Here is a 14662-nt window from a genome sequence, read left to right as displayed (position 1 = left end):
CGAGAGGGCAAGACGATGACTTTGCAGCATATCGAAAAGACGGTCGGCATCGGCCGGCATGAGGGTGGCAGCGGCACCGGCATGGAGCCGCTGCGCCTCCTGACGCGGACTTCGGCGCGAATCCTGTCGCGTTATGGCGTGCTGCTCGGCTTCCTCGTGTTCTGGCAGGTGGCAGCGAGCAGCGGCTGGGTCAATTCGGCCGTGCTGCCGCCGGTCGACACGATCGTCGCGGCGCTCTGGAAGGGCCTCATTGGCGGCAGCCTGCTCGGCGACATAGCCATCAGCCTGCAGCGCGCCGGCCTTGCATTCGCGGCGGCCGTCGTCGTCGCCATTCCGCTTGGCCTGGTCATGGGCCAGGCGCGTGCCGTGGAGACCGCGCTCGACCCGATCCTGCAGCTGTTCCGTCAGACCTCGGCGCTGGCGCTCTACCCGGTGTTCATCCTGCTTCTGGGGCTGGGCGAAGCTTCGAAAGTGTTCGTCATTTTCTGGGCGACGCTGTTTCCGCTGCTGCTCAACACCATCAGCGGCGTCAAGGAGGTCGATCCGAAGCTGCTCGAAATGGCGCGCGCCTATGGCGCCCGGCGGCTGACGATTTTCCGCCGCGTCGTGCTGCCGGGCGCAGTGCCGTCGATCTTCGTCGGGTTGCGGCTCGGCGCCACGACCGCGCTGCTGCTGTTGATCGCATCGGAGATGATCGGCGCCAACAAGGGCATCGGCTTCCAGGTGATGAATGCGCAGTACAATTTCCAGATTCCGCTGATGTTCGCGGCGATCGTTATCCTGGCGGCACTCGGCCTGATCGCCAACCAGGTGCTGGTCGTCCTGCAGCGGCGGCTGTGTCGTTGGAATATTTCAGCCGGCTAAGCACCCAAACCTTCACCGTCATTCCAAAACAACGAAAGGCTTGATCATGAGCATCACCCGCCGTTCGCTTCTCCTGCGCGCTCCGCTTGCTGCCGGCATTCTCGCCGGCCTGCCGTCGATCGCCATGGCGCAAGCCGCATCCGTCAAGATCCGCTATCTCGCCAGCCGCGGCAGCATCTCCCCGCATGAGCTGGCCGACGCGCTCGGCTATTTCAAGGGCCTCGGCATCGAGCTCGAAAATGTCGGCTATGCCGCGGGCGGCCCGGAATCGCTGTTCGCGCTCGCGTCCGGCAGCGCCGACCTGGGCTCGGCAGCCACGCCGGCGGTGATCAACTCTATCGCCGGCGGCAACGACTTCGTCGCGGCTTGTCCCAGCAACGGCATCAACAAGGATGTGAAGAGTGTCTTCTACGTGCTGGAAGACAGTCCGATCAAATCGATCGCCGACATTGCCGGCAAGACGATCTCGGTCAACACGCTCGGCGCCCATCTCGACTATACGGTGCGCGAGGCGCTGCACAGCGTTGGCCTGCCGCCGGACGCGGCCAAGCTGGTCGTGGTGCCCGGGCCGCAGCTCGAACAGACCTTGCGCTCGCGTCAGGTCGATATTGCCGGGCTGGGTTATTGGCAAGCGACGTTTGCGGGCCAACTGGTCAGCAATGGCGGCGTGCGCGGCGTCTTCAACGATACCGACGTGCTCGGCGAAATCGCCGGTGGCTTCGTCGTGCTGCGTCGTGATTTCATCACGGCGAATCCGGATGCGGCCCGCAACTTCGTCGAACAGTCGGCGCGCGCGTCGGACTGGTCGCGGCAAAATCCGGACGAGGCGCGCAAGCTGCTCGCCGACATTCTCAACAGGCGTGGCGAGAATGGCGAGCTGGCGCGCTACTGGACCGGCTTCGGCCTGCGCGAGAAGGCGGCGGTGACCGACCGCGACGTCGAGTTCTGGGTGAATATCCTCGAGCGCGACGGCCGGCTGCCGAAAGGCAAGCTCAAGGCTTCCGACATTCTCTACCGTCTCGGCGAAACCAAGACCAATTGAGCACGGAGACGCAAACCATGCCCACGGCACGCGGCGGCGATGTCACGATCCGCGACCTGTCGAAATCCTTCGCACTCGCCGGGCGGCAGCTTGCCGTGCTGCGCTCGCTCAATCTCGATATCCGCTCCGGCGAATGCCTGGTCATTGTCGGCGCAAGCGGTTCCGGCAAGACGACGCTGCTGCGCATCCTTGCCGGGCTGGAGCGGGCCGATGGCGGCGCCGTCGCGATCGACGGCAAGCGGATTGAGGGCGTCGGCGAAGAGCGAGCGGTAATTTTCCAGGAGCCGCGGCTGCTGCCCTGGCTGACTGTGCTCGGCAATGTCGCCTTCGGTCTCGAAGTGCGCGGCATTGCCAAGGCGGAGGCCGAGAAGCGGGCGCGTTTCTATGTCGACCTGGTCGGCCTTGCCGAATTCAGCGATGCATATCCCAGGCAGCTCTCCGGCGGCATGGCGCAGCGCGTCGGCATCGCCAGGGCACTGACGGTGCAGCCGGAAATCCTGCTGCTCGACGAGCCGCTCGGGGCGCTCGACGCCATGACCAAGATCTCCATGCAGGAGGAGCTGGCGCGCATCTGGAGCGAGGAGAATGTCACCATGGTCATGGTGACCCATGACCTTGAAGAGGCGATCTATCTTGCCGACAGGGTGCTGATCCTGCCCAGGGAGAAAGGCGGCGCGGCGCGACTGATCGATGTCGACCTACCGCGGCCGCGCGAGCGCAGCGAAAGCCGCTTCGTGCGCTATCGCGAGGAGTTGCTAAGCGAGTTCGGCCTGCACTAGGTTGATATTCAGGTGATGCCAGCCCGACTTTGAATCTCGATTAGCCTTCGGCGGTGTCCACCACCTGGCCGCCGCTTAAAGCATTGCGCAGCGCCTGGATTTGCCGGTTCAGCGCATCGAGTTCAGCCAGTTTCATGCCTGAGCGCTCGATCAGGGTCTCGTTCAGGCAATTGCACCGGACGAGCAGAGCACGTCCGGCGGCGGTGAGATCGACCTGCACCTGGCGCTCGTCCGTCTGGCTGCGCTGGCGGGTGACAAGGCCTGCCTGTTCCATGCGTTTCACCAGCGGCGTGATGGTGCTCGATTCGAGGGCCAGCCGATGCGCGATGCTGCCCACCGACATGCCGTCCGTCTCTCCCAGCGCATTGAGCACGAGATATTGCGGATAGGTGATCCCCATCTCGTCCAGCATCGGCTTGTAGGTGCGGTTGATCGCCATGCTGGTGGCGTAGAGGGTGAAGCAGAGCTGATTGTCCAACGGGAGAGGCACGGCGCATTCCTTTGCCGACTGAGCATCCTTTATGTATCACGGGAAATGGTATCGCGATACATTTTTTGGTAGACAAGGCTCTCGATCTTCATTACGAAATAATTATCGCGATATTGTTTATCGCGCTAATACAAGGAGATTGAGATGACCTCGCAGACCAAGTCGGGTTCGGGCAGCGGCACGATCACCACGAAGGACGGAACGCAGATCTTCTACAAGGACTGGGGGACTGGCCAGCCGGTCGTCTTCCACCATGGCTGGCCGCTGAGCAGCGACGACTGGGACGCCCAGATGCTGTTCTTCCTGGCACAGGGCTACCGCGTCATCGCCCATGACCGGCGCGGCCATGGCAGGTCCAGCCAGACCGATACCGGCAACGAGATGGACACCTATGCCGCGGATGTGGCGGCGCTCGCGGAACATCTCGACCTCAAGGATGCCATCCACGTCGGTCATTCGACAGGCGGCGGCGAGGTCGCGCGCTATGTCGCGCAACATGGCGGCGGAGGCCGCGTCGCCAAGGCCGTGCTGATCGGCGCGGTGCCGCCGATCATGTTGAAGACGCCGGCCAATCCCGGCGGCCTGCCGATCGAGGTGTTCGACGGTTTCCGCGCGGCGCTGGCGGCCAACCGGGCACAGTTCTTCCACGACGTGCCGGCCGGCCCGTTCTACGGCTTCAACCGTCCCGGCGCCCAGGCTTCCGAAGGTGTCATCGACAATTGGTGGCGCCAGGGCATGATGGGCGGCGCCAAGGCGCATTACGACTGCATCAAGGCCTTCTCAGAAACAGACTTCACCGAGGACCTGAAGAAAATCGACGTGCCGGTGCTGGTCATGCATGGCGACGACGACCAGATCGTCCCGATCGCCGACTCCGCGCTCCTCTCGATCAAGCTGCTCAAGAAGGGCGAGCTCAAGGTTTACAAGGGCTTTCCGCACGGCATGGCAACGACCCATGCGGATGTCATCAACGCCGACCTGCTGGCCTTCTTCAAGGCCTGAGGCTGGCCGCCAAAACGCGAAAGCACCCGCCCTCGGGCGGGTGCTGTAAGACGACGGATCATCGTTTCGCGGTTGGGCGGGGACGCTCGATATTGTCCCTATGCCGTCCTTTCGATATCGGCGAGAAGTCAGCGCCCGGCCGCCGATATCATCTCCAGACTCGGCACCGAAAAATGGTACTGTCGCCTCTGAAGAAGGGGGCAAAAAAATGAGTGCCGTCGTAGGATCGCTGCTTGATGCCGGCGATTGCAGCATCACGCTGATCCGATGAGATATGTTTCGCTGGGAACGTATCCGATCCGGCAGCCGGTCCAGGGCGGCCAGCTGCGGGCGAACGCCATCCACAAGGTCCTGCGGGATTGTGGATGGGAAACACGCCATGTCCTCGTTACTCCCAACCGCGGCGCCAGGCGGGAAATGGAGGCCGGCGATCTTTTCATCGAGATGCCGCGCCGGTTTCGCAAGCAGATGGCCAGGCGCAAATGGCGTTCCGATGTCGCCACCGCCGAATTCATCGCGCGCAGCAGCTCCCATCGCCTTGAAATCGCAAGATTTCTCGACGACTTCAGGCCGGATGTCATTGCCGTGGAGCAGGGCTGGCTTTGGCCGGCTTTGCGTGAGTATGTTCAAACGTGCTCGCCCGAGGCGAATTTTTCAATCGTCTACAGCTCGCACAATGTCGAACAGCACTTGCTGGCGCAAGAGGCCGCGATTGCCGGCGCGGGAACGGACCTCTGGAGCGCTCGACGTGCGGCGGACATCGAGTCCGATCTTGCCGCAAAGGCGGACCTGGTGGTCGCGGTCAGTGAGCAGGATGCAGCCCATTTTCGCAAGCTCAATCCAAGGGTGGTGGTCGCCGCCAACGGCGTATGGCCGCGGGAAACGCCCGTCGGCCTCGATCGTTGGGCATCGCGGTTCGCCGGCGTGCGCACGGCGCTGTTCGTCGGGTCGGGCCATCCGCCCAACGCCCGCGGTTTTCTCCAGATGACGGATCCGGACCTTGGTTTTCTCTCAGCCTCGGAACGGATTGTGGTGGTTGGCGGCGTTGCCGACCAGATCCGCAACGATCCCGGATTCCTGCGGCACCGTGGCGCCGACAATGCCCGGATCGAGCTGCTCGGCATGCAGGACGGCGCGACCCTCGGCGCGCTGATCGAGCTTGCCGACGTCGTGATGCTTCCGATCGTCGAGGGCGGCGGCACGAACATCAAGACCGCGGAAGCGCTGTACAACCGCAAGCCGGTCGTGGCGACATCCTTCGCGTTGCGCGGCTACGAGCAATTCCAGCATTGGCCGAATGTCCGGCTGGCGGACAGGCCGGAAGACTTCCGGGATGTGCTTGCCCAGGCGCTCAGAAGCGAGCCTGAAGAGCTGAATTCGGCGGACATCGCACAGCTCGACACGCTGCTTTGGAGTTCGACGCTCCGAAAGCTTCCCGAGCTGTTCGCAGCGCTGCCGAGGCGGCAACGCCAGCCGGCGGCGAAGCCACCCGATGGCCGGGGTCGCTTTCTTCACGGCCTTTTGCAACGCCTGGGTTTGAGGGGAAGGAGCTGATCTCGTCGCGAGGGCGGCGAGGGAAGAAGCTGCTTGTTGGATAAAGCAAGCGTCGCGCCATGGGACGCCGCCGCCGGCTCCGAAACCTTCAAGGCTCCGAACCCGGCGGCGATCTTTTGTTGAACGGCAGCTTGGCCGCTGACCCGATCGGCTCAGGCCTTCCGCGCTTCCTTCATGTTGGGCAGGAACACCGTCAGCAGGCCGAGGAAGGGCAGGTACGAGCAGATCTGGTAGACGAAGTCGATGCCCTTCATGTCGGCGACGACGCCGAGCACCGCGGCGGCGATGCCGCCCATGCCGAAGGCGAAGCCGAAGAAGATGCCGGCGATCATGCCGACGCGGCCCGGAACCAGCTCCTGCGCGAAGACGACGATGTTGGAGAAGGCCGACGACAGGATCAGGCCGATCAGCACGGTAAGCACCATCGTCCATTCCAGATTGGCGTAGGGCAGCGCCAGCGTGAAGGGTAGCACACCGACGATCGAGAACCAGATCATCGCCTTCTGGCCGTAGCGGTCGCCGAAGGGGCCGCCGAGCAGGATGCCCAGCGCCGAGGCGCCGAGGAAGAGGAACAGCATCACCTGGCTCATCTGCACCGAAACGCCGAATTTATGCATGGCGTAGAAGGTGTAGTAGCTGGAGAGCGAGGCGATATAGGCGTTCTTGGTCAGCACCAGCAGCGTCAGCACGGCCAATGCCCACATGACCTTCTTGCGCGCGAAGGGCGAGACATGGGCAGCCTGCTTACGGGTTGCCAGCGAGGCGCGCAGCCGGCTGTACCAGCCGCCGACCCGCCACAGCACGACGATGCCGATCAGCGAGCCGACGGCGAACCAGGAAATGCTGGTCTGGCCGAACGGCACGACGATGAAGGCGGCGAGCAGCGGCCCCATGGCCTGGCCGAAATTGCCGCCCACCTGGAACAGCGATTGCGCCAAGCCGAACCGGCCGCCCGAGGCGAAGCGGGCGATACGCGAGGATTCCGGATGGAAGATCGCCGAGCCGATGCCGATCAGCGAGGCGCCGATCAGGAGCAGCCAATAGTGGCCGGCATGAGCGAGGACAACCAGACCGACCAGCGACGAGGCCATGCCCCAAGGCAAGGAGTAGGGCATCGGCTTCTTGTCGGTGATCATGCCGATCACCGGCTGCAGCAGCGAGGCCGTCACCTGGAAGGTGAAGGTCAGGAGGCCGATCTGCCAGAAATCGAGACCGTAATTGTCCTTGAGCAGCGGATAGATCGCCGAAAGCAGCGACTGCATGATGTCGTTGACGCAGTGGCAGAAGCTCACCGCAAGAATGACGGTGAAGGCCGTCGCTTGCGCCGAGATGTTGCTTGCCGGCGCCGGTGCGGCGACGGAGGTGGCGGTCGTATCAGTCAAGGCAATGCTCCGTAGTCTCTTGTTGGAGCATGATCTTTTCCGAAAACCGGTTCCCACTTTTCGGGATCATGCTCTGGGCGGGCCGAACCGCAGCCGGCCTTATAGGCCCGTTGCCAAGCGACTTCTTTCGTGGTTTGGTCCAATAGTTTCGCAAGTGGGCCACATCGATGCCGCATGGCAAGGAGATATTCAAGGGCGACGCCGCCGAGCTCGGCCGGCTGCATGAAAGCCGCTGGCAATGGCTGGAACAGGCTGTCGGGCCGGCGGTCGCGCTGCCGACCGAATACCCGGACGGCTATCACGTGCCGCAGCACCGCCACAGCCGCAGCCAGCTGCTGCACGCGCTGGTCGGCGTGGTCCTGGTGACGACCAGGCATGGGCGCTGGATGGTGCCGCCCGACCATGCGATGTGGATACCAGCCGGCATCGAGCATTCCGTCGAGATGCTGGGCGACGTCTCGATGCGCTCGGTCTATGTGATGCCGGGCGCCATTGCCGGCCTGCCGGACAGCTTGCGCGTCGTCGGCATTACCGAGCTGATGCACAGCCTGATCGTCGAATCGGAGAAGCTGCCGCAGGGCGGCGAGCTCGAAGGGCGGGCGGCGCTCGTCATGGGACTGCTGCTGCACGAGATCCCGAACCTGCCGGAACGGCCGCTCGGCTTGCCTTTCCCGTCCGATCCGAAGCTCGCGGCGCTTTGCCGGCGTTTCGTGGCGGCCCCTTCGCCGCATGCGACGATCGACGAATGGGCGGATGCCGCGGGCATGAGCCGGCGCTCTTTCACCCGCGCCTTCCATCGCCAGACCGGACTGTCGCTGTCGACCTGGCGCCAGCAGGCCTGCCTTTTCGCGGCGTTGCCAAGGCTCGCCGACGGCGAGCCGATCACCAGGGTGGCGCTCGATCTCGGCTATGACAGCGTGCCGGCCTTCATCACCATGTTCAAGCGCATGCTCGGCACATCGCCGCGCGGCTATATGCGCAGGGCGCGCGATGCCGGTGAGAACCCGCGCCGCACAGGCGGTCCGATCGCCGCGTGAAACAGCGCCCGGCGGCATTGAGCCGGTGTGCCGGTTCTCGGCATAGGCGCCAATTCTGATTGCAATTTGCAATCAGTTATGTTTCTTTTCCGAGAAACGCAAAATCGGAGGCCCCCATGGCAACGCTCGTCTATGCCATGCTGACATCGCTGGACGGCTACATCGCCGGGCCGAGCGGAGACATCGACCTGCCGGTTCCCGAGGAAGAATTGCATCGGCATTTCAACGACGAGATGAGGCGGACGTCGATCGCGCTCTGCGGGCGCAGAATGTATGAAACCATGCGCTTCTGGGACAGCCCGGAACGCGATATCGCGGCTGGGGAGGTCGAGCGGGATTTTGCCCGCGCGTGGCGGGAGACGCCGAAGGTCGTGTTTTCGACCACGCTTCAGGAGGTCGGGCCGAATGCCCGCCTGGTGAAGGCTGACGCGGAGGCGGCGGCAAGGACCCTCAAGACGGATACAGATGGCGAGATTTCGGTCTCCGGCGCCGACCTTGCCGGGCACCTTGCGCGTGCCGGCCTGATCGACGAGTACCGGCTTTACGTGCATCCGGTCGTGCTGGGCGGCGGCAAGCCCTATTTCCAGTCCGGCCGGTCGCTGGCGTTAAAGCCGCTCGGCACGGAGCGCCTTGCCCAAGGGGTCACGCTGCTGCGCTATGCGCCCGCGGGAACCAGTTTCTGATCAATCGAACAGGCTCGAGACTGATTCTTCCGTCGCGGTGCGCGAGATCGCTTCGCCCAGCAGGTCGGCGATCGAAATGACACGGATGTTCGGGGCGTCGAGCACGCCCTGCGTCGGCTGAATGGAATCTGTGATCACCAGTTCCTGCAGCTTCGAGCCGGCGATACGGGCAACGGCGCCGCCGGAGAGCACGCCATGGGTGATATAGGCGGTGACGGAGGTCGCGCCATTGGCCAGCAGCGCGTCGGCCGCGTTGCAAAGCGTGCCGCCGGAATCGACGATGTCGTCGATCAGGAGGCAGTCCTTGCCGGCAACCGCGCCGATGATGTTCATGACTTCCGATTCACCGGGACGCTCGCGGCGCTTGTCGACGATGGCGAGCTGCGCGTCGAAGCGCTTGGCCAGCGCGCGCGCCCGCACCACGCCGCCAATGTCGGGCGACACGACGACGACATTGCCGAGCTGCTTGTACTTGGCCTTCACGTCGCGGGCCATCACCGGCACCGAGAACAGATTGTCGGTCGGGATGTCGAAGAAACCCTGGATCTGGCCGGCATGGAGATCAAGCGTCAGCACGCGGTCGGCGCCGGCGCGGGTGATCATGTTGGCGACCAGCTTGGCCGAGATCGGCGTGCGGCCCGAGGCGCGGCGGTCCTGCCTTGCATAGCCGAAATAGGGGATGACCGCCGTGATGCGCCGCGCCGAGGAGCGCATGAAGGCGTCCATCATGATGAGCAGTTCCATCAGATGGTCGTTGGTCGGATAAGAGGTCGATTGCAGGATGAAGACATCCTCGCCGCGCACGTTTTCCTGGATCTCGACGAAGATCTCCTGGTCGGCGAAGCGCCTGACGCTGGCCTTGCCCAGCGGGACGTTGAGATAGCGAGCGACCGCCTCGGCCAGCACCCGATTGGAATTGCCCGCGAAAAGCTTCATGCACCGTTCCTGGTGAAGGATGGAGAGGCCGGAGAGACTCTCATGCGCCTTTTAAGCGGGCTTTTAGCGGGCCGGGCCGGTATTGCAAGCCTCGTCGTGGGGAATCCTTCCGGCGGCCGCAACAAACACGGAAAACATCGCAAGCCGGCAACAGTTTGGCCGGCAACAGTTCGGCCCGCGCCGGTCCGGTCAACCGGCGCCGCCGCTGCCGAGCCAGGCGGCGAACTGGTCGATCGTCTGGTCGGCAATGGCCTGCATGGTCGCGGGCGCCACCGTGGGCCAGCCCTCGCCGCTGCCGGCCGCGGGCGCCTTCTGTTGGCCATTGATGCGGTGCAGGCGATTGCCGGAGGGGTCGTAGATGTCCCAGACATAGATGACGGTCGTGTTCTTGCCCTCGGACATCGTCGAAAAATAGCCTTTCAGCACATGCGTGGCCGTTTGGTCGGTGCTGCCGACAAGCGTCAGGCCGCGCTGCCGGGCACGGGCCTGCAGTTCCGCCGTCAAGGGCGCCGCAGCCTCCACGGACGCGCCGACGATCGGCGCCACCTGAAGCCGCGTCTTGGCGACAGCCGCGGTCTGGGCCGGTGTCCTGGATGTCGCGGGCGACGCTGTGGTGGAAGGCGCGGGCGAAGGGGCGGGCGCGGTCGTGGTCGGGGTTGTGGCCGTCGTCGATGTGCCCTGCGAAGCGGCCGAGGACTGGGCCGAGCCCGCCGGCGGGGTGATCGCCGAAGGTTCGAGCACGTCCTTGGCATTGGTGCAGGCGCCAAGCGCCAGCGCCGCAAGCAATGACACGGTCGTCACCTGCGATCGTCTCATTTGCCTGAAAACTCCCTGCTGGCGAACGCCCCCGCGTGAACGAACGATTATGGATTCACTGCACGATCAAGTCGAGATCATGGCGCGACAGCGGCTTCGGTGCCGATTCCGTGGTGAGGTAGGTGCGGCCAAGCGTCATCGCGGTCTCGGTCTCGGAGTCCATGATGATCATGTGCGCGAACAGCGTCATGTTGGGCGCAATCGGCTCGGTATTGCCCTGGTAGAACATCGGCATGTCCATCCAGGACGGCGTGAAGCGGGCGCCGACCGAATAGCCGCAGGCGTTCAGCCGGTGCTTGGTCAGATTGTGCGTTTCGAGCGTGCGGGCATGCGCGTCGAAGACATCGCCGAAAGTGTTGCCCGGCGTCATCGCCTTTTCGACCGCGAGCAGGGCGGCGCGGGAAGCGTCGAACAATTCCTGATGACGTTTCGACACCTTGCCGGTCAAAACGGTACGCATCATGGGGGCATGGTAGTGGTGGAAGACGCCGGCCCATTCGAGCGTCAGCTGGTCGTTCTTGGTGAGCTTGCGGCGGCCGGCCTTGTAGCGGCAGAGCAAGGCATCGGCGCCGGAGCCAATGATATACTCATTGGCGGGATAGTCGCCGCCGCCGGCAAAGACCGCGCCCTGCATGGCGGCAAGGATCAGCCCTTCGTCGCCGCCTTGCTTGATCAGGGGCAGGGCGGCATCCAGCGCGTCGTCGGAAAGATTGGCGGCCTTTTCCGCCTTGGCGATCTCGGCCGGGCTCTTGAACAGGCGCAGCCGGCCGACGATGCCGGAAGCATCGGCGATCTGGCCGAAGGTCTGCAACTGCTCGTCCAGGCGGCGGCCATTGTAGGCGGTCAAGCCATGGGTGTCGTATTCGACGCCGATGCGGGCGCCGAGCAGATCGAGGTCGTTGAGCAGGTTGCGCAGGTCGATCGCCGGATTGGCGCCCTGACGATCGGTCCACAGCACGATGTTCTCGATGGTCGAGGTATGGCGCGCCTGTCTCAGATCGGCCGAACGAGTGAGCAGCACCATCGAGCTGTCGGCCTTCACCACCAGGCACTGGAAGAAGCAGAAGCCGAACGTGTCGTAGCCGGTCAGCCAATACATGCTCTCCTGCGCGAACAGGAGCACGGCGTCGAGCTTCTTCTCGGCCATCTCGATCAGCAGCCGGTCGCGCCGCGCGTCGAATTCGGAACGTTCGAAATGCAGCGCCATTATTCTTTCTCCAGAACGATTGCCGAAACCTGGCGCCCGTAATCCGCTTCCTTGCGGTGTGTGGTGCGCCGGTAGGAATAGAACAGGTCTTCTTCCGCATAGGTGCAGCGGCCAAGCCCCTCGGCGGTCACGCCGGCCTTGCGCAGCCGGTCGACCGTATATCGGTTGAGATCGAACATCGAGTGCCCGGCGGTCCTCGATGGCCTGAAATAGCGATGATTGCCGGTGTCGGCCTCGACGAAGCGGGCGACGAATTCCGGCCCGACCTCGTAATTGTCGGGGCCGATGGAAGGACCGAGCACGGCGACGATGCGCTCGCGGCTGGCGCCGAGGCTCTCCATCGCGGCGACGGTATTCTCGAGCACGCCGGTGAAGGCACCCTTCCAGCCCGCATGGGCGGCACCGATGACGCGCGCCTCGGCATCGGCGAAGAGAACCGGCCCGCAATCGGCGGTCGAGGCGCCGATAGCGATGCCCGGACGGTCGGTGACGATGGCGTCGGCCTTTGGGCGAGGACCAGCGAAGGGTTCCCTGGCGACGACGACATCCGGCGAATGGACCTGGTGCGCGGTCAACAGATGATCCGCCGGCACGCCCATCCAGGCGGCAACGCGCCGCCGGTTCTCGGCGACCAGTGTCTGATCGTCGCTGGAGCCCGTGCCGATGTTGAGCCCCCGATAGATGCCGTCGGAGACGCCGCCGATGCGCGTGAAATAGCCGTGGCGCATGCCTTGCGCCTTTTCAAGCAGCGGCGAGCGCACTGGATCGGGTCTGGTCTGATTCAGCATGGTGGGTTTGTCGTCCGTGCGGGGCGGTCTCGTCAAGGCGAAGTTCGGAGTACGAAGCGGACCAGCCGGTGAAGCCGCTCGTCGATCTCAGGCGGCTTTGGCCGCCGGCAGGACCTTCATGACCTTGAACAGCTCACCCATCGCGTCGGGGCCGGCCAGGCGTTCGACCGCGTCCGAAATGGCTTGACGTGTCTTGGCATCGGCATCGGCACCGAGCGTGCCGGCGCGCTCGAGCAGGCCCATGCCGAGCAGGAATTCGCCCTGGGTCGACAATTGCACATCGAGACCGTGAGCGCGCGCCATATCGGCAAGGGGCGTGAAATCGACATGGGCGGTGAGATCGGCTTCACCTGGGTTGGCCAGCACGTCTTCGCGCCGATGCCGGCGCAGCGCCTGGAAGGTGTCGCCGATCCCCGGCCGGAGGTGGCCGTAGTCGATGAACAGGCCGGCGCCGCCCTGGCCGGCGATGCGTTCGGCGATCGCCGCCATCAGCGCCGAACGGGCGGGCGCGATTTCGGCGACGGCGCCTTGCGGCGCATCGGCCGCGGCGGCCGGTAGCAGTGCCGGATCGACAGACCCCGCGCCGGCGAAGAAACGCAGTTCATCGGCGCCATCGAGGCCGACCACGCGCTCTCGCCAGCTTTCGCCGACATGGACGAACTGCCGGATCGGCACCGCGTCGAACAGCTCGTTGCCGACGATGAAGAGCGGCTGCCGCGGCAGCGTGTCGATGGTCTGGTGCCAGGCAAGCTTTGCGTCTTGGCCGGCAAGTGTCTCTCTCTGGATTTCAGCCAGGCGCGGGCTGGTCTCGATCATGGCAAAGGAGGCGCCGGCCACGAGCGCCGGGTCGAGCCGTGACCAGGTGCGCAGCATGTCGTTCATCAGGGTGCCGCGGCCGGGACCGATCTCGGCGAAGGTCGCAGGCAACGGCCGGCCGGCACCTTGCCAGGCCTGGTAGAGCCAGACGGCGACGAGTTCGCCGAACATCTGGCTGATCTCTGGCGCGGTGATGAAGTCTCCGGCGGCGCCGAAGGGCTCGCGCGTCGTGTAGTAACCGGCGTCGGGATCGAACAGGCAGAGCGCCATATATTCGCTGACCGGGATCGGCCCCGCCGCGCCGATCAGGCCTATGATGCGCTCCTTCAGCCGGGTCATGCCGCCCGCGGCTCGGCCGCCGGCTTCGCCGTAGCCATGGCCCAGATACCGGCGAGCACCATCGGCGTGGACAGGATCATGCCCATGGTCAGCCAGCCGGTGCCGAGCAGATAACCAAGCTGCTGGTCGGGCTCGCGGAAGAACTCGACAAAGATGCGCGACAGGCCGTAGCCGCAGATGAAGGCGCCGCCGACGAAGCGCGGCGTCTTCAGCTTCAGGCGCGAATGGGTGAGGAAGCACAGCACCAGGAAAAGCACGAGCCCTTCGAGCAGCGCCTCGTAGAGCTGGCTGGGGTGGCGGGTGAACGGGCCGCCATTGGGGAATTCGATCGCCCAGGGCACGTCCGACGGCCGGCCCCAAAGCTCCGAATTGATGAAGTTGGCGACCCGGACCAGGCCCAGCCCAACCGGCACGCCAGCCGACACCACATCGAACAATGTCCAGGTGGGAATGCGGCGCTTGAGCGAAAACAGCGTCATGGCGAGGATGACGCCAAGCAGGCCGCCATGGAACGACATGCCGCCCTGCCAGACCGCGAAGATGTCAAGCGGATGCGCGATATAGCGCGGCAGATCGTAGAAGAGCACGTAGCCGGTGCGCCCGCCGAGCACGACGCCGATCGCCGCCCAGACGATGAAGTCGTCGAGGTCCTCGGGCTTCATCGGCAGATTGCCGTCGGGCCACAGGCGCGGGTTGGTGACCAGGCGCTTGGCGTACCACCAGGCAAAGAGTATGCCGACGATATAGCCGACGCCGTACCAATGCACCGCCAGCGGCCCGATATGGACGATGACCGGATCGATGTTGGGGAAGGGCAGGGAGGCCAGCGGCAGCAGGAAATATTCGCTCAAAACGGTTCCCCGGTGACGGTCACGATTGGGCGCGGACCATGCGGCAGGGTTTTGGCGGGGTCAAGGCAAGGCTTCG

Annotated in this window: 15 protein-coding genes; 7 read left to right on the top strand and 8 right to left on the bottom strand. The window is 64.6% G+C overall.

What is annotated here, in order from left to right:
• Positions 1 to 15: 15 nt before the first annotated feature.
• The 3 genes from FJ423_RS01810 to FJ423_RS01800 are packed head-to-tail and all read left to right on the top strand — an operon-like array spanning position 16 to position 2685.
• Positions 16 to 864, top strand: a complete 849-nt coding sequence (locus FJ423_RS01810; RefSeq protein ID WP_140838672.1) for an ABC transporter permease — start codon at positions 16 to 18, stop codon at positions 862 to 864.
• 46 nt (positions 865 to 910) lie between these two features.
• The gene (locus FJ423_RS01805) at positions 911 to 1906 is read left to right on the top strand and encodes an ABC transporter substrate-binding protein (protein ID WP_140838670.1); all 996 of its coding nucleotides are present in this window, start codon (positions 911 to 913) and stop codon (positions 1904 to 1906) included.
• Positions 1907 to 1923: 17 nt separating this feature from the next.
• Positions 1924 to 2685 (top strand): ABC transporter ATP-binding protein, encoded by a 762-nt coding sequence (locus FJ423_RS01800; protein ID WP_140838668.1) that lies wholly within the window; start codon positions 1924 to 1926, stop codon positions 2683 to 2685.
• 40 nt (positions 2686 to 2725) lie between these two features.
• Here FJ423_RS01800 and FJ423_RS01795 read toward each other — a convergent pair whose 3' ends face one another.
• Positions 2726 to 3175 (bottom strand): MarR family transcriptional regulator, encoded by a 450-nt coding sequence (locus FJ423_RS01795; protein ID WP_095766524.1) that lies wholly within the window; start codon positions 3173 to 3175, stop codon positions 2726 to 2728.
• Positions 3176 to 3319: 144 nt separating this feature from the next.
• Between FJ423_RS01795 and FJ423_RS01790 the strand changes: the two genes are divergently transcribed.
• Complete coding sequence (locus FJ423_RS01790; protein ID WP_095766525.1) at positions 3320 to 4177, top strand: alpha/beta hydrolase; 858 nt, start codon at positions 3320 to 3322, stop codon at positions 4175 to 4177.
• Positions 4178 to 4444: 267 nt separating this feature from the next.
• A complete protein-coding gene (locus tag FJ423_RS01785) occupies positions 4445 to 5731 on the top strand; it encodes a glycosyltransferase (protein WP_140838666.1) in 1287 nt (428 codons plus the stop codon).
• 152 nt (positions 5732 to 5883) lie between these two features.
• On the opposite strand, the gene FJ423_RS01780 is transcribed toward FJ423_RS01785, so the two are convergent.
• Positions 5884 to 7113 carry an MFS transporter gene (locus FJ423_RS01780; RefSeq protein WP_181174692.1) on the bottom strand — a complete coding sequence of 410 codons (1230 nt, stop codon included), beginning with the start codon at positions 7111 to 7113 and terminating at the stop codon, positions 5884 to 5886.
• Positions 7114 to 7280: 167 nt separating this feature from the next.
• Here FJ423_RS01780 and FJ423_RS01775 point away from each other — a divergent pair, with 167 nt between their 5' ends.
• On the top strand, positions 7281 to 8150 hold the full coding sequence (locus tag FJ423_RS01775) for a helix-turn-helix transcriptional regulator (protein ID WP_140838663.1): 870 nt from the start codon (positions 7281 to 7283) through the stop codon (positions 8148 to 8150).
• 116 nt (positions 8151 to 8266) lie between these two features.
• Positions 8267 to 8833 (top strand): dihydrofolate reductase family protein, encoded by a 567-nt coding sequence (locus FJ423_RS01770; protein WP_140838661.1) that lies wholly within the window; start codon positions 8267 to 8269, stop codon positions 8831 to 8833.
• On the opposite strand, the gene FJ423_RS01765 is transcribed toward FJ423_RS01770, so the two are convergent.
• The 6 genes from FJ423_RS01765 to lgt form a co-directional block, all read right to left on the bottom strand.
• The gene (locus FJ423_RS01765; protein ID WP_095766529.1) at positions 8834 to 9769 is read right to left on the bottom strand and encodes a ribose-phosphate pyrophosphokinase; all 936 of its coding nucleotides are present in this window, start codon (positions 9767 to 9769) and stop codon (positions 8834 to 8836) included.
• A 189-nt stretch (positions 9770 to 9958) separates the two neighbouring features.
• Complete coding sequence (locus tag FJ423_RS01760; protein WP_140838659.1) at positions 9959 to 10585, bottom strand: hypothetical protein; 627 nt, start codon at positions 10583 to 10585, stop codon at positions 9959 to 9961.
• A 55-nt stretch (positions 10586 to 10640) separates the two neighbouring features.
• Positions 10641 to 11792: a Xaa-Pro peptidase family protein gene (locus FJ423_RS01755; protein WP_140838657.1), complete on the bottom strand. Its 1152-nt coding sequence runs from the start codon at positions 11790 to 11792 to the stop codon at positions 10641 to 10643.
• Complete coding sequence (pgeF, locus tag FJ423_RS01750; RefSeq protein WP_095766532.1) at positions 11792 to 12580, bottom strand: peptidoglycan editing factor PgeF; 789 nt, start codon at positions 12578 to 12580, stop codon at positions 11792 to 11794. The genes FJ423_RS01755 and pgeF overlap by 1 nt, the downstream gene beginning before the upstream one ends.
• 87 nt (positions 12581 to 12667) lie before the next feature.
• Complete coding sequence (locus tag FJ423_RS01745; protein ID WP_140838655.1) at positions 12668 to 13735, bottom strand: class I SAM-dependent methyltransferase; 1068 nt, start codon at positions 13733 to 13735, stop codon at positions 12668 to 12670.
• Positions 13732 to 14586, bottom strand: coding sequence for a prolipoprotein diacylglyceryl transferase (lgt, locus tag FJ423_RS01740; RefSeq protein ID WP_140838653.1), 855 nt, complete (start codon positions 14584 to 14586; stop codon positions 13732 to 13734). The genes FJ423_RS01745 and lgt overlap by 4 nt, the downstream gene beginning before the upstream one ends.
• Positions 14587 to 14662: the final 76 nt, after the last annotated feature.

It is taken from the genome of Mesorhizobium sp. B2-8-9 (genome assembly GCF_006439475.1).
Taxonomy (GTDB): Bacteria; Pseudomonadota; Alphaproteobacteria; order Rhizobiales; family Rhizobiaceae; genus Mesorhizobium.
This window is presented reverse-complemented; position numbering and strand designations above follow the sequence as displayed.

Bases quoted from the DNA above. Each gene is read 5' to 3' on its own strand.
- FJ423_RS01765 (WP_095766529.1), bottom strand. From the start codon at position 9,769: ATGAAGCTTTTCGCGGGCAATTCCAATCGGGTGCTGGCCGAGGCGGTC.
- pgeF (WP_095766532.1), bottom strand. From the start codon at position 12,580: ATGCTGAATCAGACCAGACCCGATCCAGTGCGCTCGCCGCTGCTTGAA.
- FJ423_RS01785 (WP_140838666.1), top strand. From the start codon at position 4,445: ATGAGATATGTTTCGCTGGGAACGTATCCGATCCGGCAGCCGGTCCAG.
- FJ423_RS01790 (WP_095766525.1), top strand. From the start codon at position 3,320: ATGACCTCGCAGACCAAGTCGGGTTCGGGCAGCGGCACGATCACCACG.
- FJ423_RS01805 (WP_140838670.1), top strand. From the start codon at position 911: ATGAGCATCACCCGCCGTTCGCTTCTCCTGCGCGCTCCGCTTGCTGCC.
- FJ423_RS01745 (WP_140838655.1), bottom strand. From the start codon at position 13,735: ATGACCCGGCTGAAGGAGCGCATCATAGGCCTGATCGGCGCGGCGGGG.
- FJ423_RS01800 (WP_140838668.1), top strand. From the start codon at position 1,924: ATGCCCACGGCACGCGGCGGCGATGTCACGATCCGCGACCTGTCGAAA.
- FJ423_RS01770 (WP_140838661.1), top strand. From the start codon at position 8,267: ATGGCAACGCTCGTCTATGCCATGCTGACATCGCTGGACGGCTACATC.
- FJ423_RS01775 (WP_140838663.1), top strand. From the start codon at position 7,281: ATGCCGCATGGCAAGGAGATATTCAAGGGCGACGCCGCCGAGCTCGGC.
- FJ423_RS01760 (WP_140838659.1), bottom strand. From the start codon at position 10,585: ATGAGACGATCGCAGGTGACGACCGTGTCATTGCTTGCGGCGCTGGCG.
- FJ423_RS01755 (WP_140838657.1), bottom strand. From the start codon at position 11,792: ATGGCGCTGCATTTCGAACGTTCCGAATTCGACGCGCGGCGCGACCGG.
- FJ423_RS01810 (WP_140838672.1), top strand. From the start codon at position 16: ATGACTTTGCAGCATATCGAAAAGACGGTCGGCATCGGCCGGCATGAG.